Source organism: Streptosporangium fragile, assembly GCF_039534445.1.
In the GTDB taxonomy this organism is placed as follows: domain Bacteria; phylum Actinomycetota; class Actinomycetes; order Streptosporangiales; family Streptosporangiaceae; genus Streptosporangium; species Streptosporangium fragile.
The window spans coordinates 135,784-155,401 of record NZ_BAAAVI010000012.1 but is presented as its reverse complement, the minus strand read 5'-3'; the positions used below and the strand labels follow the sequence as shown (position 1 = coordinate 155,401).

Here is a 19,618-nt window from a genome sequence, read left to right as displayed (position 1 = left end):
GTCCCCGGTTCGAGCGTGATGACCGTGGTGAGCGTCGTTCGTACGGTGATCGTGACCAGGCTCGTGGCCGGTACGGTTCTCGTCCCGGTGGCGGTGAGCGGCGGTCGTTCGACCGCGGTGAGCGTCCTTCGTATGGTCGTGAGGATCGTCCCCGGTTCGAGCGTGACGACCGCGGCAACCGCCCCTTCGGCGACCGTGGCGCGTTCCGCCGTGAGGATCCCGGTTCCCGCACCCGCTACGGTCGCTCTCGGGAAGACCGCACCGGCGGTCCGGAGGGGACTCCGAGCCGTCAGCGGGAGGAACTGCCCGAGCTCGCCCCGGACATCACCGCAGAGGAGCTCGACAAGGAGATCCGTGAGGAGCTGCGCTCCCTCCCGCTCGACCTCGCCGACCTGATCTCCCGCCACCTCGTGGCGGCGGAGCGGGCCCTGGCGGAGGACGAGCCCGAGCGGGCGTACGAGCACACCAAGGTCGCTCGCCGCTTCGCTGCCAGGATCGGTGTGGTTCGCGAGGCCGTCGGTATCGCCGCGTACCGCGCCGGGCACTTCGCTGAGGCGCTCAGCGATCTGCGCGCGGCCCGCCGTATGACGGGCTCGGACGCGTTCCTGCCGATCATGGCGGATTGCGAGCGGGGACTGGGTCGTCCTGAGCGGGCGCTCGACCTGGTCCGCTCCAAGGAAGCCGAACGGCTCGACCGCACCGGCAGGATCGAGCTCGCCATCGTGGAGTCCGGCGCCCGCCGGGACCTCGGGCAGAAGGACGCCGCGGTCATCACCCTGCAGCGTCTTCCCGAACTGCGTGACACCCGTCCGCACCCCTGGTCGGCACGTCTCGCCTTCGCCTACGCCGATGCGCTGGCGGACGCGGGTCACGAGGCGGCGGCTACCGACTGGTTCGGCCGGGCGATGGCCTTCGACGAGGACGGCGAGACCGAGGCGGCCGAGCGCTACGCGGAGCTGACCGGTGCCGTCATCGAGGACCTCGAAGAGGACTTCGACGACGAGGACTACACGGATGAGGACCTCTCCACCGAATCGCCTTCCGGGGGCGACGCCGGACCGGAGACGTACGACGTCGACGATGAGGACGATCTCGATGACGAGGTGGAAATCAACGACGTGGCGGCCCTCGACGCGGAGATCGAGGATGAAGACGACCTCGACGAGGAGGAGTCCCTGATCGCGGATGCCTTCCGGAACGACGTGGAGGACGTTCGGGACGCTGAGGAGAGCGACGTCCTGAAGACCGAGCTTGTCGGGGAAGGGACTGCTGACGAGAAGCCGTCAGAGGAGTCCGACGAGCAGGAAACATCCGGAAAGATCGACGTCGGCGTCACCCCGGCCTTCATCGAGCCCGACTTCGGTGACGTTCTCGGCGACACTGCCACGGACGAGGACGGTCCTGGCGAGCAGGACAAGGCCAGCAGGAAGTAGTCCCCGCCCGTCTCAGGTGAGCCTCGGGTGAACAAAACGTTCCACCCGGAACGGTTCATCTGAGACGGGCATGGGACGGCCCCGGCCCGGGTTCCTATGGCTGGACCCGGTCCAGCCAGTGCAGGATGCCGGCCACGTTGGACGGGGCGCCGCTCAGCAGCTCGAACTGTTCGGCGGTCGCCTCGTCCGCTTTCAGCGCCGCGTAACGCTCGCGGGTGCGGTCCCTGACCATGGCGACCGCGTGGTCAAGATCCATGCCCTCGGAGTGGGCCTGGCGGGTCAGATCAACCCAGACGCGTAGTTCTTCGGCGGATCGTCCCAGCGTCTCCTTGACGTCCGTAACAGGGCCGTAGTGGCTGAAGAGCAGCCGTTGCGGACCCAGGGCCTCGAACAGCGCGATCGAGTCCAGTGCGGTCTGCAGGTCGAAGTCCGGCGGGGGCGTGGCGGGGCGCAGGTCGCCCGTCTGCGGCAGATAGACCCCGGCGGCGTCTCCGACGTAGAGGTCGCCGGTGCCGGAGTCGATCAGGCCCACATGGTGCTTGGCGTGTCCGGGCGAGTAGTGGCTGCTCAGCGTGCGGCCGTTGCCGAGGTCGATGGCTCCGGTATCGCCGAGCGCGCGGATGCGGGAGGCGTCGGTGGGGGAGAGTTCGCCGAACAGGGTGTCCAGCCTGTCGCCCCAGACCATTCGTGCGCTGGCCATCAGCCGCGACGGGTCGGCGAGGTGCCGGGCGCCTTTCTCGTGCACCACGATCTCCGCCTGGGGGTAGAAGCCGGCGATGTCTCCCACCCCGCCGGCGTGATCCAGGTGGATGTGGGTGACGACGACCGTGGCGAGATCGCCCGGACCCACGCCCAGGGAGGTCAGAGCGTCGCGCACCACCGGGGCGGAGGTGGACGTACCGGTCTCCACCAGGCAGGGGCGGTCTCCGAGGATCAGGTATCCCGCGGTGATACCGGAGTATCCGGCCATCCTTGTGTCGATCTCATAAACGCCTCCGCCGAGGTCGGTGATGTTGTCCACAAGCCACCTCCGAACTGGAACCGATGTCCCCAGAACAGCGTTCGGCCATTCCGGCACAGCTCACATCGTAGAGAGTCGTCTTCGGTCAGCAGAGATCGAAGGAGGATCCGATGGATCGCAACGAGGTCACCCTGGTAGGTCGCCTGCCCGAAGCGGCGCACATCAGATCGTTGCAGAGCGGGAGTGTTCTCGGCACCTGGCGGGTGATCGTCCGGCGGCGGCAGCGTGGTCGTGGGGCCCGGGTCGACACCATTCCGTGCGTGTCGTTCGATCCCGAGATCACCGAGGTCGTGGCTGACTGGCTGCCCGACGACATCGTGGAGGTGACGGGTGCGCTGCGCCGTCGATGGTGGGGGAGCGAGGGCTCCAAATCGTCCGGGTACGAGGTCGAGGTGTGTTCGGCAAGGCGTCTCGAACGCCGGGTCACCGTGGTCCTGAGCGGTGACGAGAAGGTTCCGCCTCGGGTCCCGGCCGGCCCCCGGTCGGTGCGCTCTCTCATGCACCCCGTGGAAGATGCGCCCGATTCCGGCTTCGCCGCCGACCGGGCCGCCGACCGGGCCGCCGACCGGCCCGGTGACTCCGGTCGATCTGATGATCGCAGTCAACGTGATGACTGCGGTCGACCGGGCGCCCCTCGCCGGCCCGGTGACTCCGATCCGCGCTGTGACGACCGGAGTGATCGATGCGACCACGGTCTGGAGAAGCGAGCTGCCCCGAGGTCGGTTGCGAGACGTGACGAGATGTCCGTTCCCGGCTAGTGAGCCGGTTCGGAGATTCCGTGCCGTCAACCGCAGGATCGCCGAGGCGCCGGCCAGGTGCTCGGTGCCGGATGCGCCTCATGCGGTGCGGCGGGAACTCGGATCCGGCTCATCGGATGTACTCGGTCAGGAGACGGGCCGACGGCCTTCCGAGGTCTCGTTCTCCACCCCCGCGCGCATTCTGGAGGCGGTGGTCGAGGCCTTGTTCGGGCCCTGGCCGCCGGTCGGCGGTCGGGATGTTCTCGGGTGCTTTCCGGGCGGGTGGTGTTGCCGCGGGATGTTCCCGGGTGCTTTCCGGACAGGAGGGCTGCCGCCGATGTGCTTGCGGCCGTGGCATGCTCAGGGCGCCGCTCGCGTGCTCGGGGCCGCCTGGGGCGCGGGGCCGCCCGGGTGCACCGGCCCCGCATCCCTCTTCAGGGCCGGATGTTGTGCTCCCGCATGAGCGTGCGCAGGACCATGCCGGTCAGCGGCTTGGGGCCGAAGGAGGTGGACTTGCGGGGCACCCGTTCCCCCCGCGCGGCGACCGCGAGCACGTCGTCGACGGCAAGCGGGCGCAACAGCACCGCGGTTCCCCCGGTCTGCCGCGCGAGCCGCACAGCGGCCTCAGGGTCGTGGTGCACGATGCGCACCGTCCGCTCGTCGTCATCCATTCCCCAGACCTTCGGCAGGAGGAACTCCGCGAGGACGGAGGTGTTCAGCGACCGCCACCCGGCCGAGCGGTCGGGCGGCATGGCCTGCTCCACTTGGGCGGGGTCGGGATCGGTGAGCAGGTAGGCCGTGTCTCCGGCCGACAGCAGGTAGGCGGGTCCGTCGGCTTTCTCCAGCGCGGCCAGACCGGCGGCGAGAGTCGCGTGCTCGCGTACCTGCCACGAGTTCCTGGCTCCGGCCAGTGCCTCGTCGAGTGGGAGCCCGGGGATGACCCGGTGGATCGCCTTGAGATCGGGGGGATAGGCGCTGGAGTCGACCAGGAGCGCGAGGCCGAAGTCCCACGGCCCGGGTTCCACGCCTGCGTTGGACACCGGGGGCGAAACGGATACGGCGGGTGTGGCAGACGAGGCGGTTACGGCAGACGCACCGGAGGTGAGGGCGGACGCGTCGGAGGTGGTGACGGCTGTGTGGGAGGCGGTGATGGGCCTATCGGGGGTGGTGATGGATGTGTGGGAGATGGTGACGGATGCGTCGGGGGTGGTGATCGGCCCATCGGGGACGGTTGTTCCCGCGGTGCCCGTCTCCCCGGTGCGGTGCTCTCTCTGCAGCGCGAGGTAGGTGGCGTAGCGGTGGTGGCCGTCGGCGATGAGAGCCTGGCGGGGGCGGAGGTCGGCGTCGAGGACGGCGAGCTCGTCCGGGTCGGTGACGGCCCACAACCGGTGCCTGACGCCGTCGCGGGTCCTGGCTTCCGCCAGAGGGGACCGGGTGGTGGCGACCTCGTCAACCAGGCGGCTGGCGGCGCCGCCCGCGCCGTCATAGAGCAGGAAGATGGGCTCCAGATTGGCCTCGGTGGTGCGCATCAGGGCCAGCCGGTCAGCGACGGGACCGGGCATCACGTTCTCGTGGGGCAGGACGATGCCGAGTTCCGGACCGGCCAGGCCGACATCGCCGATGAGCCCGCGCTGCAGCGTTTCCGGGCCCGACTGCTCGTAGACGTAGACGGCGGGTGTCTCGTCGGCGGCCAACACTCCGGAGGAGAGCCACTGCCGAAGCGTCTCCCGGGCCTCGGCGTACCGATGGCGGTCGGTGCCGGGAAGGATCAGGCGTACCACGTTGTTGGGGTGGGCATCCAGCAGATCCCGCACTCCGGCCTCGTCGATGAGGTCGTATGGCGGGGAGGTGACCGCAGCGAGATCGTCGACCGTGAACCGCACGCCCCGGAACGGGCGTAGCACCAGCCCATCCGGCACCGGCAGTTCAGGATTCGCCACAAAGGGCATGTTCCCATAAAGGCCTGAAACGTCCGGGAGCCGCTCCGAGGCTGCAGCTGCCCCCGGTTTGTCAGGGAATCGGTCAGATCCGTTATCTGTCGATGAAGGAGGCCTCACATAATGGTCCAAGGACGTGGCGGCCCGTCTGATTCCCCCAGCCCCGAGGCGGGCGGTCCGGTCGGGGACGTCTATGACTGGTTTCAACGAGGGATGAAACTCCTGTCGGAAGGCAGCCCGGCGGCGGCTGCCGCGTTGCTGGAACGCGCGGCGGACGCCGAACCGGGGTCGCGCAGCGTCCGCGAGGCGCTCGCTCGCGCGCAGTTCAACTCCCGCCAGTATGCTGATGCCGCCGACAGCTTCCGCTGGATCATCGACGCCAATCCGGCTGAGGACTACGCCTATTTCGGACTCGGGCTCGCCCTGTGGCGGGCCGGCGACATGGAGGGCGCCCAGGAGCCCCTGGCGATCGCGGTCGCGATGCGCCCCGACCAGCGACACTACGTGTCGGCCTTGAAGAGCGTACGCGCCACCCTGCGGGCCCGCCGGATGTGATCCGCGTGGGTGATGAAATGGGGCAGTGGACATACAGACACTGATCGACCCGTATGACACCCTTCTCCTCGACCTCGACGGGGTGGTGTATCTGGGGCGCAACGCCGTACCGAAGGCTCCCGAAGCCCTGCGTCGGGCGGCCGAGCGCGGCGTGCGCCTCGCCTACGTCACCAACAACGCTTCGCGCACCCCCGGAGCCATCGCCCAGCACCTGAGCGCGCTGGGCGCTCCGGCGACCCCCGACGACGTGGTCACCTCGGCTCAGGCTGCGGCGCGGCTCGTGGCCGAGCGGGTCGGACCGGGCGCCCGGGTGCTGGTGGTTGGGGGTATGGGGGTGCGCACCGCGTTGCGCGCCCACGGCCTACGGCCGGTCAGCACCGCTCTGGATGCCCCGGTCGCGGTGGTCCAGGGCATCGCGCCCGACCTCTCGTACGCGCTGCTGAGCGAAGGCGTGCTCGCTGTGCGGCAGGGCGCCCTCTTCGTGGCGGCCAACGCCGACGCGACCATGCCGACCGGCCGAGGCGAGCTCCCCGGCAACGGGGCGATGATCCGGGTCATCGCCACGGCGACCGGTGTCGAGCCGATCGTCGCGGGGAAGCCCGAGCCGCCGCTGCACCGCGAGTCGATGCTGCGGACCGGATCGCGGCGCCCCCTGGTGGTCGGCGACCGGCTCGACACCGACATCGAGGGGGCGGCCAACGCGGGAGTTGACAGCCTGCTGGTTCTGACCGGGGTGGCGACCCCGCTCGACCTGCTGACCGCCGCGCCGCGTCACAGGCCCACCTATATCGCCGGTGACCTGTCCGCCCTGCATTTTCCCTACCCCGAGGTGCGCCGCGGCGAAGGCGGCTGGTGGACCTGCGAGGGGTGGAACGCCCGCTGGGACGGTGACCACCTCGTTCTTGACGGCCGGGGGGAGCCGCTCGACGGCCTCCGCGTGGCCTGCGCCGTGACCTGGGAAGCCGTGGGAGAGGGCTGCGCCGATGAGGACGCGGTCAAGGCCGCCCTCGGCTCCTCCTTCTCCCCGCGCACGTGACCTGCTCTTCAGGATGCGATCGCTCCTCGCGGACGTGACCCTGGGAAACCGGTGCGCCCTCGCCTGAGCGCTGTCCCGGCCTCCGGTCATGCTCCGGTCTCCGCCACGTCCCAGAATCGGGTCCGCCCCGAACTTCGCCATGTCCCAGGGCCGGGTATGTCCCGGTCTCAGCCACGTCCCAGGGCCGGGTCCGCCCCGGTCTCCGCCACGTCCCAGAGTCGGGCCTCCCGTCTCGGACGGTGAGCCTGGAGCCGGGTGGTCCCGGTCTCGCGTCTCATCCCGGTCTGGGCGTTGTTTCAGCTCCGGGTGCCCTTCACGAGGAGCCCGCGCAGGCCTCAGAGAAGCTTGCGCAGTCGCAGGAGGTCGCCGAAACTGGCATCGATCTTGACCCGGCCGCTGAACACGGCCCGCCCCATGTCGAGCTCTCCGTTGACCAGTGAGACGAGGTCGTCACTGCCGAGGGTCAGCTTCACGTCGGCCGGTTTGCCGTCGGCGGGGGGCGTGTCGTCGAACGGTCCGAGGCCGCCGTGGTGGAGCCGGCCGTAGAAGGTGACGCCGAGGTCTCGGATGTGGCAGCTGATGTCGCGCTCGACCACGTGTCTGGCGCGGCTCTCCTCGTCAACCTCGTCGAACTGCTCGCCGAGTTTGCGCAGTGCCGCCCGGCACTCGTCGACGGTCGCCATCGCGTGGCGCTCCTCTCTCCTGGACCGGTCCGAATCCTCTGCAGATACGGACGGTAGCGTTCCACATGGGGGGACGTGCAATCCGGCGCCCGGGGGTGTGCCGGGAAAAGGGGGCTTCGACCATGGTGCTCGGTGTATTGCGGGGTACGCGCGGGCGGCCATCGGTCTCACCGAGCATCTCCACCGTGGATGCCCTGTCTTACGGGACGGGGAGGAAACACGGATCGATCCCGCGCTCCGGTCTCCCGGCCCCGGTGAGGCCGGGCAAGACGGCCGGGGCGGCGACACGCAGGCCGGTGTCGCTCGACCGCTCCGTGGCGCGGGACGGCGGCGCGGGGAACCCTCCGGTCGCTGGGCGGGGGGTGACCCGCGAGCCGTCCGCCTCCGGTCCGGGGGCCTGGTCTTTCGAGGGCCGGGAAGATGTCGATGAGATGACAACGAGCAAGGCACGCGTAATAGTTCGCGATCTCCCTGCATCCGGGGGAACCGGCTGGTCGCAGATGCCCGACCGGGCCGGTAGGGCGGCCGGGGGTTCGTCGCCGGGGGCGAGGACGGTCGCCGCCGGCTCGGAGAGATCATCACCGCAGCCGGGGCGAAACGCATGCTCGGCGCGTTCGGCCCGGCCCGTGGGTGACGAGGTGGGCCGTCTCCGAGCCCGAGCGGCGGGGCCGGAAACCCGGGCCCGGGTGGCGGGCCAGGGCTCAGGGCCGAGTGGCGAAGCCGGACCCGGGCTCGCCGCCGTGGGAGGAGCCTTCACGGAGGCGCCGGCGGTTCGAGGGGCTACCCGGGCGGGGCAGGGAGCGGGGGAGGGACCCGGCGGAGGGCGCGGAGAAGCGGTGCCGAGGCGACGGGGGCCGCGGCTTCCGATACGGTCAGGGGAGCCGCGGGCAAGGTGGCGCGCGAGCCGCGCCCGCGGGGGAGGCGGCAGCGGCGGGAAGACGGTCGACACCGCCGGTGCGGCCAGGGCGGCCGCGACGGCCAGGACCACCGAGGTCGCCAAGCCCACCGAGACGGGCACGGCGACCAGGTCGGCCGAGATGGTCAGGAACGGTTCCGGAGGGAGCGCATGACAGATCTACTGGAGGAGACGGGTGACGAGCGGGCGGACGCCGCGCTGGGCGGGCTGGCCCGTCTCGGCGAGTTGCCCGTCTCGGCGCATGTGGACGTCTTCGAGGAGGTGTTCACCGGGCTGGAGCAGGCGCTCGCCGTGGTGGACGACACTCCGGACCAGCCCCGGTGACCCGCCGCGCGCGCCTCGACAGCGAACTCGTCCGGCGCGGACTGGCCCGGTCCAGGGAGCAGGCCGCCCAGCTCATCGAGGCCGGCCGGGTCAGCGTCGGCGGGCGGGTGGCGGCCAAGCCCGCGACCCAGGTCGACACGGCCTCGGCGATCGTGGTCGCGGAGAGCGTGGAGGGGCCCGACTACGTGTCCCGGGGAGCGCACAAGCTCCTGGGCGCCCTGGAGGTCTTCGGGCCGCGCGGCCTCACCGTCGCGGGGCGCCGCTGCCTCGACGCGGGGGCCTCGACCGGGGGCTTCACCGACGTGCTGCTGCGCAACGGCGCGGCGCACGTCCTCGCCGTCGACGTCGGTTACGGCCAGCTCGCATGGTCGCTGCGGACCGATGACAGGGTCACCGTCATGGAGCGGGTCAATGTCAGGGACCTGACCCCCGACATGGTCGGTGAGGCTCCCACATTGATCGTCGGTGACCTCTCCTTCATCTCCCTGCGCCTGGTGCTGCCCGCCCTGGTCCTGTGCGCCGCCGAGCGCGCCGACTTCGCCATGCTGGTCAAGCCCCAGTTCGAGGTCGGGAAGGAGCGGGTCGGCGCGGGTGGCGTGGTCCGCGACCCCGCACTGCGGGCGCAGGCCGTGCGTGATGTGGCCGAAGCCGCGCGATCACTCGGCCTGACCGTGCGAGGCGTCACCGCGAGCCCGCTGCCCGGGCCGTCGGGGAACGTCGAGTACGTCATCTGGCTGGGCAAGGGCGAAGGCGCCCCGCCGGTGGCCGACCTCGGCGCCGAGATCGAGCGAGCGGTGGCGGAGGGCCCCCGGTAGCGGGCCGGGGGGCATGCCGGTCCGTGCTCGGGGCTTCGTGCCTGGGGTGATGGCCGACACGTGTACGCGCCCTGCGGGGCACGAGGGCGCCGGCGTGAATCCGCCGCTTTCCGCCGCGCGTTGCGTCACCGCTCGGTAACGTGTTCGATGTGCGGGGCAAGGGGTGAGCCCGGAGGCTCCGAAGCGTCACGGTGGACACAGCGTGACGGTCGCCGCCGGGCGGGCGGAGACGGAAAACGCCTGTGAGGCCGAGGTAAGACCTGGACGCGTCCAGGCACACGGCGGTGAAGCAGGAAGCCATCGAGACGCCACATGAACCCATGCGGCACGGACGAGAACCGCCATCTCTTCCAGGGTGGCGAGCACGTCAAGCGAGAGAGTGATACATGACTGCCAAGCGCACCGTGCTGGTCACCGCGCACACCGGGCGGGAGGCGGCCGTCGACAGCGCTCGCCTGGTGATCCGGAGGCTGGTGGACGCCGGGCTGACCGTGCGTGTCCTGAACGCCGAAGCCGAGGAGATCGCGTGCGCGGGCGCGGATGTGGTGCCCGCGGGTTCGGCGGCGGTCGAGGACGCCGAGATGATGATCGTCCTCGGTGGCGACGGCAGCCTCCTGCGGGCCGCCGAGCTCGCCCGTCCGGCCGGGGTGCCGCTGCTGGGTGTGAACCTCGGCCACGTCGGATTCCTGGCGGAGGCCGAGGTGGAGGATCTGGCGGGGGCGGTCGACTGCGTGGTGCAGGGGCGGTACGACGTCGAGGAACGGATGACCATCGAGGTCACCGCCCGCCTCAACGGCACGGTGCTGGCCGACACGTGGGCGCTCAACGAGGCGACCGTGGAGAAGAGCGAGCGCATGCTGGAGGTGGTCGCCGAGATCGACGGCAGACCGTTGTCGCGCTGGGGATGCGACGGGGTGATCTGCGCGACCCCGACCGGCTCCACCGCGTACGCCTTCTCGGCCGGTGGACCGGTCGTCTGGCCGGAGGTGGAGGCGCTGTTACTCGTCCCCATCAGCGCCCACGCACTGTTCGCCAGGCCGCTGGTGGTCTCGCCCCGCTCCCGGCTGGCGCTGGAGGTCCAAATCGAGGCGGCCGGAGCGGTGCTGTGGTGCGACGGGCGCCGCAGGTTCGATCTGCCCGCCGGGACACGGATCGAGTTGCGCCGGGCGGAACAGCCCGTACGGCTCGCGCGGCTGCACGGTCTGGAAGATTCCGGGGCGCCGTTCACCGATCGGCTGGTCGCCAAGTTCGACCTGCCGGTACAGGGCTGGCGCGGCCGCGTGAGGCCGTAGCTCGTTCGGGCGATCGTCGCCCCAAGAGCGTAGGATCGTGCCCGCGCACCGCACTGATGTTCGGTGAATTCGATGTGACGGGAGGGACCAGTGCGACCCAGAGTCGAGGAGGTCCGCATCCAGGGGCTCGGTGTGATCGACGAGGCCGTCCTGGTGCTATCGCCTGGATTCACCGTGGTCACGGGCGAGACGGGTGCGGGCAAGACCATGGTGGTGACCGGCTTGGGGCTGCTGTTCGGCGGCCGGGCCGACCCCGCACGGGTCCGTCCGGGCTCCGACAAGGCGACCATCGAGGGCACCCTCGTCATCGACCCGGCGGGCCGGGTCGCCCAGCAGGTCCAGGATCTGGGCGGCGAGATCGAGGACGGTGAGCTGATCATCGCGCGCACGGTCTCCGCCGAGGGGCGCAGCCGCGCCTGGCTGGGCGGGCGCAGCGTGCCGGTCGGCACGCTCACCTACCTGGCCGACGACCTGGTGGCCGTGCACGGTCAGATGGACCAGCAGCGGCTGCTCCAGCCGGGTCGCCAGCGCGCCGCCCTCGACCGCTACGCGGGCGAGGAACTGGTCAAGCCGCTGCGTGCCTACGAGCAGGCCTACAGACGCCACCGGCAGGTGGCCGAGGAGCTGGCCGAGATCACCACCCGGGCCAGAGAACGCGCCCAGGAGGCCGACCAGCTCAGGTTCGGCCTCGAGGAGGTGGAGAGGGCCGATCCCAAGGCCGGTGAGGAGGCCGAGCTCCGCGAGGAGGAGGAACGGCTCGCCCACGCCGATGCCCTCAGGAACGCGGCCGAGACGGCGCACCGGGCGCTGCTCGGCGATCCGATGTCCGGCGAGCAGGACCTGCCGGACGCCATCGCGCTGGTCGGCGAGGCCCGTACGGCCGTCGAGTCGGTCCGCGACTTCGACCCGGCTCTGGGCGGCATCGCCGACCGGCTCGCCGAGGCGGGCTACCTGATCGCCGACGTCGCCACCGAACTGGCCGCGTACGCCGAGTCGGTCGAGGCCGACCCGGGAAGGCTCGCGGCCGTGCAGGAGCGGCGTGCCGTGCTCACCCACCTGATCCGCAGGTACGGCGCCGACACCGCCGAGGTGCTTGCCTGGGCCGCGCGGGCCGCGGCCCGCGTCGCCGAGCTGGAGGGCGACGACGACCGCGTCACCGAGCTGACCCGCGAGCACGAGGAGCTGACCGGGCGCCTCACCGAGCTGGCCGCCGAGCTGACCCGTATCAGGACCGCCGCCGCCGAGCGGTTCGGGCAGGCCGTCACCGAAGAGCTGACCGCGCTGGCGATGCCGCACGCCCGGGTGGTGGTCTCGTTGACCGTCTCCGGAGAGTTCGGCCCGTACGGCGTCGACGAGGTCGAGCTACGCCTGTCGCCGCATCCCGCCTCGCCGCCCCTGCCGTTGAACAAGGGCGCTTCCGGTGGCGAGCTCAGCCGGGTGATGCTCGCCATCGAGGTGGTCTTCGCCGGTGCCGACCCGGTCCCGACGTTCGTGTTCGACGAGGTCGACGCGGGTGTGGGCGGCAAGGCCGCGGTGGAGATCGGCCGCAGGCTGGCGCGTCTGGCCCGCACCTCCCAGGTGATCGTCGTCACCCACCTGCCGCAGGTCGCGGCCTTCGCCGACCAGCACCTGGTCGTGGAGAAGTCCGACGACGGCAGCGTGGTGCGCAGTGGCGTGATCGCACTCGACAAGGACGGCCGGGCACGGGAACTGTCCCGCATGCTCGCCGGCCTCGAGGATTCGGAGCTGGGCCGCGCGCACGCGGAAGAGCTGCTCGCGATCGCCGCGGCCGACAAGGTGTGATCCGCCTCGCCGTGAGGTCTGTGCCGCCGGTGCGGAAGGCGCCGTCGAGGAGAGGCCGCTTCCGCAGGTGAGATCGATCACCTTCCCCGGTGGGCGCGGCCTCCTCCCGGCGGTGACGCCGGTCGCCGCCGCCGCGGGGAGGCGGCCGTTTCCGCAGGTGAAGACGGTCCTTCCCGGTGGCGCTCGGAGAGGCCGCGCGGGCCGTCCGAGCGCCGGAGGGAAGGTTTGGTCGTCCTCTTCCGGCAAGCCTTGGCAGGATTAATCCCGCTGCCCCGGGGGAGCTGGGGCTCCGGGTGATCTCCGATGACGAATCTGACACGCCGTCGTCTGTTTGGCTCGCCCGGTCGTTCGCTCTGGCAGGATGGTCGTGATGAAGGTGCCGATTGACGGGCTTCAGAACAAGCTCACCGGGTACCTCCGCCGCAGGAAGGTCACGGACCTTCCCGGGGTGACGGCAGTGGCGAGAATCGATCGGCGGACCAAGAGGCTGACCAAGCGCCTCAGGCCCGGGGAAATCGCGATTATCGATCACGTCGACGTTGACCGGGTGAGCGCGGAGGCGCTTGTCGCGTGCGGCGCGGCAGGCGTGGTCAACGTTGCCGCGGGCATCAGCGGCCGCTATCCCAACCTGGGCCCGCAGATCATCGTCGATGCCGGGGTGCCGTTCATCGACAACGCCAGCCCCGAGCTGTTCGAGCGGATCAAGGATGGTGACCTGATCCGGCTCCACGAGGGCGTCGTCTATCTCGACGACGAGGTGGTCGGCAAGGGTGACGTGCAGACGCCCGAGTCCGTCGAGTCCGCGATGACTGAGGCGCGGGCCGGGCTGACCGTGCAGATCGAGGCGTTCGCGGCCAACACCATGGAGTACGTCCGCCGCGAGCGCGACCTGCTCATCGACGGGGTCGGCGTGCCCGACATCCGGACCGAGATGGAGGGCAAGCATGTCCTCATCGTGGTCCGCGGCTACCACTACAAGGAGGACATCGCCGCCCTCCGCCCCTACATCCGCGAATATCGCCCGGTCATGATCGGGGTGGACGGCGGCGCCGACGCGCTGCTGGAGGCCGGATACCTGCCCGACATCATCGTGGGCGACTTCGACTCGGTCTCCACCAAGGCGCTCACGTCCGGCGCCGAGCTGGTCGTGCACGCCTACCGCGACGGCAGGGCACCGGGCCTGGAACGGGTGCAGCAGCTCGGCCGCACCGCCGTGCTCTTCCCGGCGATCGGCACCAGCGAGGACATCGCGATGCTGCTCGCCGACGACAAGGGCGCCGACCTGATCGTCGCCGTCGGCACGCACGCGACCCTGGTGGAGTTCCTCGACAAGGGGCGGTCGGGCATGGCCAGCACCTTCCTCACCCGCCTGCGGGTGGGCAGCAAGCTCATCGACGCCAAGGGCGTCAGCCGGCTCTACCGCAGCCGGATCTCCACTCCGTCCCTGCTCCTGCTCGTCGCCACCGCGCTGATCACCATGGGGGTGGCGATCGTCGTCTCCCCGGTGGGCAAGATCTGGCTGGACAGCGTCCGCGACGTCTGGAACGGCTTCATCTTCTGGCTGGTCGGACTCTTCTCGTGATCGATTTCCGCTATCACCTCGTCTCCATCGTCGCGATCTTCCTCGCGCTCTCGGTCGGCATCGTCCTGGGCACCACCCTGCTCGAAGACCCCGTCATCAAGGCGAGCGAGTCTCTCGCCAACCAGCTCCGCGAGGGCAACGACGAGCTCCGCGCCCAGGTGGAGGCCCTGCAGAAGCGCGAGGCGGGCAACGACGCCTTCGTGGCCGCCGACTCCGCCCGGCTCGTCAAGGATGCGCTCGCGGGCAAGACCGTGGTGATCGTCGAGGCTCCGGGCACCACGGCGAGCACACGTGACGCGGTGCAGCAGGTGATCGGCGAGGCCGGGGCGACCGTGACCGGCCGGGTGACCCTCACCGAGCGGTACGTCGACCCCACCCAGTCGGTCTTCGTCGACAAGCTGGCCACCGGGGCCAAGCCCGCCGAGACGGTCTTCCCCGCCGGAGCGACGGCCCACGGCAAGGCCGCCGAGGTGCTCGCCGAGGCGATCGTGACCAACGATCCCGCCCAGGTCGGCAAGGAGCACCCGGCCGGTCCCGGCATCCTCGACGCCTTCCAGCGCGGCGGCCTGCTCACCGTCGCCGACGAGCCCGCCAAGCGCGCCGAGCTGGCCGTGCTGACCGCCCCCGCGGAGCCGTACACCGGGGACACCGCAGGCGAGCAGGCCGGTGCGATCGTGGCGACGGCGCTCGGCCTCGACGACGCCTCTCTGGGTACGGTGCTCGCCGGCACGCAGACCGCCACCGCCGCCGGCGGGGTCATCGCCGCGCTCCGGGAGGACGCCGCCTTCACGGAGAAGGTCTCCACCGTCGACACCGCCGATATGCCCATGGGACGGGTCGTGGTGGTCTACGCTCTCCGAGAGCAACTGTCCGGGATCGCCGGGCAGTACGGCATAGGCCCCGGCGTCGCGGGCGTCGCGCCCAGCCCGTCGCCCACCCCCTCGGCCACCACGGCCACCACGGCCACCTCCGGAGGATGATCCGATGGCTCGTCGCGCTTTTCTCGGCGCCCTCGCCGGCGCGGTTCTCGGTGCGGTCGCCGCGCGCGCCGCGTACGCCGCCTTCACCCGCAGGCCCCCGGTCGGCGACGCGGAGACCTGGGCCCGCACGAACCACCGCGGTGAGCCCATCACCCTCTTGGAGGGTCCGGCGTTCGTCGCGGGCGCGGGGGCCGCGGCGGCGGCGCTCCCCGGCCTGCCCGGCAGGGTCCGCGCGGCCGCGCTGCTGGCCGTGGCGGGCAGCGGCGGCCTCGGCGCCTACGACGACCTGTACGGTGCGACGTCCTCCAAGGGGTTCAAGGGGCACCTGAGCGCCCTGGCCAAGGGTGAGGTCACCAGCGGGGCTGTGAAGCTCCTCGGTATCGGCGTGACCGGCCTGGCCGCCGCCGCGGTGACCGCTCGCTCGCCCCTCGACGTCCCGGTCGACGCCGCGCTGATCGCGGGCTCCGCCAACCTGGCCAACCTCTTCGACCTGCGTCCGGGCCGTGCCGTCAAGGTCGGTCTCCTCACCGGCGCGTCCCTGCTCGCCACGGGCCTGCGCCGCGACGACCCCGTCCCGGCCGCGCTGGCCGCCATCCCCATGGGAGCCGCCGCTGCGCTGCTCCCCGAGGATCTCGGCGAGCGGGCCATGCTGGGTGACGCCGGCGCCAACGCGCTGGGCGCGCTCCTGGGCCTGGCCGCCTCGGTCACCCTCGGCCGCCCCGGCCGCCTGGCCGTGCTCGGCACCGTCGTCGCGCTGACCGCCGCCTCCGAGAAGGTCAGCTTCACCAAGGTGATCGCGGGCAACCCCGTTCTCAACCGCATCGACATGCTCGGCCGCCGCCCCGTGGAGCAGCCCCCCGCCAACCGATGATCAGAAGGATCGGCCAGGGGGTCGCGGGAGCGGCGATCCTCATCGGAGTCGTGACCGTCCTGGCCCGGGCCGTGGGGTTCGGCCGCTACCTCTTCCAGTCGCAGAGCGTCGGGAACCTCTGCCTGAGCAGCGCGTACAACACCGCCAACTACGTGCCGAACATCGTTTTCGAGCTGGTGGCGGGTGGTGCGCTGGCCGGGATGGTGGTGCCGGTGCTGGCCTCGGCGGCCTCCCGGGCGGAGGCGGACCCCGAGGCCAGGGCGGAGGTCGGCAGGATCACCTCGGCGCTGCTCACCTGGGTCACGCTGGTCATGGTGCCGCTGACCCTGCTGATCGTCGCGTTCGCGGGGCCGATCGTGACCCTGCTCGTCGGGAACCTTCCCGAGTGCGACATGGCCCGGGTCGTCGAGGTCGGCACGGACATGCTCGTCCTGTTCGCCCCTCGGATGATCTTCTTCGGGCTCGCCGTGGTGCTGTACGGCGTCCTCCAGGCGCACCGGCGATTCATGGGCCCGGCTCTGGCGCCGCTGGTCTCCAGCCTGCTCATCGTCGCCTCCTACCTGGCGTTCGAGCAGGTCGGCGATGGCGGCGCCGAGGACCTGGCGGACCTGTCCGGGGCCGGGGAGCTGACCCTCGCCCTGGGCGCGACCGTCGCCGCCGCGGCGATGGTGCTCACCGTGATCGGGCCGGTGGCCCGGCTCCGGCTCCGGCTGCGGCCCTCGCTGTCCTTCCCCCCGGGTGTCGCGGCCCAGGCGCGCAGACTCGCCACCGCGGGGCTCGCCGTGCTGGTCGCGCAGCAGGTCGCGCTCGTCGTCGCGGTCCTTCTGTCCAACGACCTCGGCGGCAAGGGGGCCATCGGCGTCTACACCTACGCCTGGGCGCTGTACCAGCTGCCCTACGCCGTGCTCGTGGTGCCGATCGCGACCAGTTCGTTCCCGGTGCTGTCCACCCGGGCCGCCGAGGGGGACCTGCCCGGGTTCGACGCGCTGACATCGTCCACCACGCGGGTCATCCTGCTGGTGACGGGGCTCGCCGCCGGGGTGATGGCGGCGGTCGCCGCACCGGTGACGCGGGTCTTCCTCGTGGACACTCCCGGCGGGGCGGCGGCCGAGCCCGAGATGGCCGCGGCGGTCGCGCTGTTCGCGCCCGGTCTGGTCGGGTACGCGCTCATGCTGCACCTCGCCCGGGTACTGTACGCCTGCGGCCGGGGACGGGTGGCGGCCGCCGCCTCGTCGGCCGGGTGGGCGGTCGCGCTGGTCGCGCAGATCCTGCTCGCCCGGGCCGCGGATGAGCCCGCCGACGTGGTCGGACGGCTGGCGCTCGGCAGCACGGTCGGCATGACCGTGGGCGGCCTGCTGCTGGCCCTCGCCGTGCTCCGGGCCAGGGGCGCGGCCTCGCTGGACGGTGTGTGGCGGGCCCTCCTCGCCGCCCTGGCCGGCGGTGGCGCGGCCTGGGGTGCCGGGGCGGCGTGCGTCGCGGCCTTCGGCGAGGTCTCCAAGTGGGCGTCGGTGGCGGTCGGGGTGGTCGCCGCGCTGGCCGGGGGGGTGGCGTTCACGGTCGTGGCGGTCGTGATCGATCGGCCGGATGCCCGGTCCTTGCTCGCCAGGTTCCGCCGGGAGCCCACGCGGGAGGGAGCCCCGGTCGATGGCTGAGACGCCGGATCGGCGCGAGGACCCGGAGCCCTGGTCCGGGGACGGGCTCGGGCGGGAGTCCGTGCCGGTGGCCGGGAAGGAGAGCCGGTGCGGGGATCCGTTGAGAGGGCCGCGCGGGCGTCCGTGCCGGTGGTTGAGCATTCGTGCCGGTGGTTGAGGTGAGAGGGCGGGCCCGCACGAGGACCGGAGCAGGTGTCCGGGTGCGTGCCGTGAGCGGGCCGTCGCGGCGGCCGGGCCGGGCGACGGCGGTGGCCGGGCGACGGCGGTGGCCGGGCGACGGCGGTGGCCGGGGTGCGATGCGGAAAGGGGATGTCTCCGTGGAGAGGGCTGTTCCGGTGACGTACGGAGTTTCGCCGGCTGACGGGGCGGAACGGGTGGCGTTCGTGCTGGGCACGAGCGCCGGCGGGGTCGGGCGGCACGTGGCGATGCTGGCGGCGGGCCTGACCCGCGCCGGCAGGCGGGTGGTCGTGGCCGGGCCGCCGAGCACCGAGGAGACCTTCGGGTTCACCGCGCTCGGCGCCCGGTTCGTCCCCGTGCCGATCTCCGACCGGCCCCATCCGCGCAACGACCTGCGGGCGATCCGGATGCTCAGGGCCCTGCGCGGGGCACACGCGGTGCACGCCCACGGGCTGCGGGCCGGGGCGCTGGCCGCGCTCGCCCTGGCCGGCACCGGGACCGGCCTGGTGGTGACCCTGCACAACGCCGCCACCGCGGGGGGCGCGATCGGTGCGATTTACGGAATTCTGGAGCGGATCACGGCACACCGCGCCGACCGGATCCTGGTGGTCTCTCCCGATCTGGGAGAGCGGATGACCCGTCTCGGCGCCCGGTACGTCGAGACCGCCGTCGTCCCCGCGCCCGCGCTGCCCTCCTCGGGGCGCCGGCCCGGGGCGATCCGGGCGGAACTCGGCACGGGCGACGCGGCGGTCATCCTGACGGTCGCCAGGCTCGCCCAGCAGAAGGGCCTGGAGACCCTCCTCGACGTGGCGAAGGTCTTCGCGTCCGGGGCCGTGACGGGAGCCGCGCATCTCGCGGACGAGCGCGACATCGGGGCGCCCGTGTTCGGTGGTACGCCGCAGGAGCCCGCGAAAGGCTCCGCCGGAGGGGCCGGGGAGGGCGCGGAGACCGGGCGGATCGTGCCGGAGGGCGGCGACGGAACGGCCGCGCGTGAGGTGGTGTTCCTGATCGCGGGGGAGGGGCCGCTCCGGGCGGAGTTGCAGCGGCGGATCGACCGGGAGGGCCTGCCGGTGCGGCTGCTCGGCAACCGGGACGACGTCGGGGACCTGCTCCGGGTGGCCAGGGCTCTGCTGGTGCCGAGCCGCTGGGAGGGACAGCCGCTCACCGTGCAGGAGGCGCTGCGGGCCGGGACCCCGGTCGTCGCCACCGCCGTGGGAGGTGTTCCGGCGATGCTGGGGAAAGCCGGGCTGCTGGTGCCGTACGGTGACGTCGCCGCGATGCGCGGCGCGGTCGCGCGGGTCCTCACCGACGACGGCCTCGTGACCCGGCTGGCGGAGGCCGCCGCGGGGCGAGGTCGTGAGCTGCCCGGGGAGCGGGAGGCGCTGGAGGCGGTGCTGGCGGTGTACGGGACTCTCCCGCGGAGAGGGTGAGCGTCCCCGGGCCCGGGAGGCACGGGCGCCCCTGAATTCGGAGGGGCGGGTGCTCCCGGGCCCGGAAGGGTGAATGGCCCGGCTCTGGACGGGTGATGTCTCGGACGTCGGAGGGGCGAAGGTCTCCCGGGCGTCACCGGCCGGGACAAGGCTCCGCCGGCCGGGACGAGGCTCCGGACGCCGGAGGCGGAGCGCCGGGAACAACGGGCTGTGGCGCCCTGTTGGATTAGGTGACACCAGGCCGTACACCTATACTGGCGTGGTTAGGGGGGGAGTATCCCTTCGCGACAGTCTCGTCATCACGGTGTTGTCTCACCCCACGAGGCCCCCGGGGCTGTCGGTCCGTTCCGTTGGCTGTGTTTCAACCGGGCGGG

16 protein-coding genes are annotated in these 19,618 nt (G+C 71.9%); 13 read left to right on the top strand and 3 right to left on the bottom strand.

All coding sequences use genetic code 11. The annotated features are described in order from the left end of the window. The coding region (locus tag ABD841_RS10890) for a hypothetical protein (protein ID WP_344970277.1) at positions 1 to 1,433 on the top strand (1,433 nt) is incomplete at its 5' end. Between the two features lie 94 nt (positions 1,434 to 1,527). Here the strand turns inward: ABD841_RS10890 and ABD841_RS10885 are convergent. After that, on the bottom strand, positions 1,528 to 2,454 hold the full coding sequence (locus ABD841_RS10885; protein WP_344970275.1) for an MBL fold metallo-hydrolase: 927 nt from the start codon (positions 2,452 to 2,454) through the stop codon (positions 1,528 to 1,530). A 110-nt stretch (positions 2,455 to 2,564) separates the two neighbouring features. Here ABD841_RS10885 and ABD841_RS40825 point away from each other — a divergent pair, with 110 nt between their 5' ends. Then, the gene (locus ABD841_RS40825) at positions 2,565 to 3,212 is read left to right on the top strand and encodes a single-stranded DNA-binding protein (protein ID WP_425581972.1); all 648 of its coding nucleotides are present in this window, start codon (positions 2,565 to 2,567) and stop codon (positions 3,210 to 3,212) included. A gap of 413 nt (positions 3,213 to 3,625) precedes the next feature. On the opposite strand, the gene ABD841_RS10880 is transcribed toward ABD841_RS40825, so the two are convergent. Then, positions 3,626 to 5,140, bottom strand: coding sequence for a DUF1015 family protein (locus ABD841_RS10880; protein ID WP_344970274.1), 1,515 nt, complete (start codon positions 5,138 to 5,140; stop codon positions 3,626 to 3,628). Between the two features lie 201 nt (positions 5,141 to 5,341). On the opposite strand from ABD841_RS10880, the gene ABD841_RS10875 reads away from it, so the two are divergent. Together ABD841_RS10875 and ABD841_RS10870 are read left to right on the top strand one after the other, a co-directional pair. Continuing rightward, positions 5,342 to 5,683, top strand: a complete 342-nt coding sequence (locus tag ABD841_RS10875) for a tetratricopeptide repeat protein (RefSeq protein WP_344970271.1) — start codon at positions 5,342 to 5,344, stop codon at positions 5,681 to 5,683. Positions 5,684 to 5,708: 25 nt separating this feature from the next. Next, entirely contained in the window at positions 5,709 to 6,719 is a 1,011-nt protein-coding gene (locus ABD841_RS10870) for an HAD-IIA family hydrolase (RefSeq protein WP_344970270.1), read from the top strand. A 335-nt stretch (positions 6,720 to 7,054) separates the two neighbouring features. Here the strand turns inward: ABD841_RS10870 and ABD841_RS10865 are convergent, their stop codons facing one another. After that, positions 7,055 to 7,402, bottom strand: coding sequence for an SCP2 sterol-binding domain-containing protein (locus tag ABD841_RS10865; protein WP_344970268.1), 348 nt, complete (start codon positions 7,400 to 7,402; stop codon positions 7,055 to 7,057). Between the two features lie 1,066 nt (positions 7,403 to 8,468). On the opposite strand from ABD841_RS10865, the gene ABD841_RS10860 reads away from it, so the two are divergent. The 9 genes from ABD841_RS10860 to ABD841_RS10820 all read left to right on the top strand — a co-directional run bounded on the left by ABD841_RS10860 (position 8,469) and on the right by ABD841_RS10820 (position 19,244). Continuing rightward, positions 8,469 to 8,642, top strand: coding sequence for a hypothetical protein (locus tag ABD841_RS10860; protein WP_344970266.1), 174 nt, complete (start codon positions 8,469 to 8,471; stop codon positions 8,640 to 8,642). Next, positions 8,639 to 9,457 carry a TlyA family RNA methyltransferase gene (locus tag ABD841_RS10855; RefSeq protein ID WP_344970265.1) on the top strand — a complete coding sequence of 273 codons (819 nt, stop codon included), beginning with the start codon at positions 8,639 to 8,641 and terminating at the stop codon, positions 9,455 to 9,457. Before ABD841_RS10860 ends, ABD841_RS10855 begins: the two co-directional genes overlap by 4 nt. Positions 9,458 to 9,843: 386 nt before the next feature. Next, on the top strand, positions 9,844 to 10,749 hold the full coding sequence (locus ABD841_RS10850; protein WP_344970263.1) for an NAD kinase: 906 nt from the start codon (positions 9,844 to 9,846) through the stop codon (positions 10,747 to 10,749). Between the two features lie 90 nt (positions 10,750 to 10,839). Further along, a complete protein-coding gene (recN, locus tag ABD841_RS10845) occupies positions 10,840 to 12,552 on the top strand; it encodes a DNA repair protein RecN (RefSeq protein WP_344970262.1) in 1,713 nt (570 codons plus the stop codon). A 370-nt stretch (positions 12,553 to 12,922) separates the two neighbouring features. Continuing rightward, positions 12,923 to 14,134, top strand: a complete 1,212-nt coding sequence (gene steA / locus ABD841_RS10840; protein WP_344970260.1) for a putative cytokinetic ring protein SteA — start codon at positions 12,923 to 12,925, stop codon at positions 14,132 to 14,134. Then, on the top strand, positions 14,131 to 15,114 hold the full coding sequence (locus tag ABD841_RS10835; RefSeq protein WP_344970259.1) for a copper transporter: 984 nt from the start codon (positions 14,131 to 14,133) through the stop codon (positions 15,112 to 15,114). The genes steA and ABD841_RS10835 overlap by 4 nt, the downstream gene beginning before the upstream one ends. Positions 15,115 to 15,118: 4 nt before the next feature. Then, positions 15,119 to 15,985, top strand: a complete 867-nt coding sequence (locus ABD841_RS10830) for a hypothetical protein (protein WP_344970257.1) — start codon at positions 15,119 to 15,121, stop codon at positions 15,983 to 15,985. Beyond that, positions 15,982 to 17,637 carry a murein biosynthesis integral membrane protein MurJ gene (murJ, locus tag ABD841_RS10825; protein WP_344970256.1) on the top strand — a complete coding sequence of 552 codons (1,656 nt, stop codon included), beginning with the start codon at positions 15,982 to 15,984 and terminating at the stop codon, positions 17,635 to 17,637. The genes ABD841_RS10830 and murJ overlap by 4 nt, the downstream gene beginning before the upstream one ends. A gap of 335 nt (positions 17,638 to 17,972) precedes the next feature. After that, positions 17,973 to 19,244 carry a glycosyltransferase family 4 protein gene (locus ABD841_RS10820; RefSeq protein WP_344970254.1) on the top strand — a complete coding sequence of 424 codons (1,272 nt, stop codon included), beginning with the start codon at positions 17,973 to 17,975 and terminating at the stop codon, positions 19,242 to 19,244. Positions 19,245 to 19,618: the final 374 nt, after the last annotated feature.

Excerpts from the sequence above, each read along its gene's own strand:
- ABD841_RS10865 (WP_344970268.1), bottom strand. The coding sequence starts at position 7,402 with ATGGCGACCGTCGACGAGTGCCGGGCGGCACTGCGCAAACTCGGCGAG.
- ABD841_RS40825 (WP_425581972.1), top strand. The coding sequence starts at position 2,565 with ATGGATCGCAACGAGGTCACCCTGGTAGGTCGCCTGCCCGAAGCGGCG.
- murJ (WP_344970256.1), top strand. The coding sequence starts at position 15,982 with ATGATCAGAAGGATCGGCCAGGGGGTCGCGGGAGCGGCGATCCTCATC.
- ABD841_RS10850 (WP_344970263.1), top strand. The coding sequence starts at position 9,844 with ATGACTGCCAAGCGCACCGTGCTGGTCACCGCGCACACCGGGCGGGAG.
- steA (WP_344970260.1), top strand. The coding sequence starts at position 12,923 with ATGAAGGTGCCGATTGACGGGCTTCAGAACAAGCTCACCGGGTACCTC.
- ABD841_RS10860 (WP_344970266.1), top strand. The coding sequence starts at position 8,469 with ATGACAGATCTACTGGAGGAGACGGGTGACGAGCGGGCGGACGCCGCG.
- ABD841_RS10880 (WP_344970274.1), bottom strand. The coding sequence starts at position 5,140 with ATGCCCTTTGTGGCGAATCCTGAACTGCCGGTGCCGGATGGGCTGGTG.
- ABD841_RS10875 (WP_344970271.1), top strand. The coding sequence starts at position 5,342 with ATGAAACTCCTGTCGGAAGGCAGCCCGGCGGCGGCTGCCGCGTTGCTG.
- ABD841_RS10830 (WP_344970257.1), top strand. The coding sequence starts at position 15,119 with ATGGCTCGTCGCGCTTTTCTCGGCGCCCTCGCCGGCGCGGTTCTCGGT.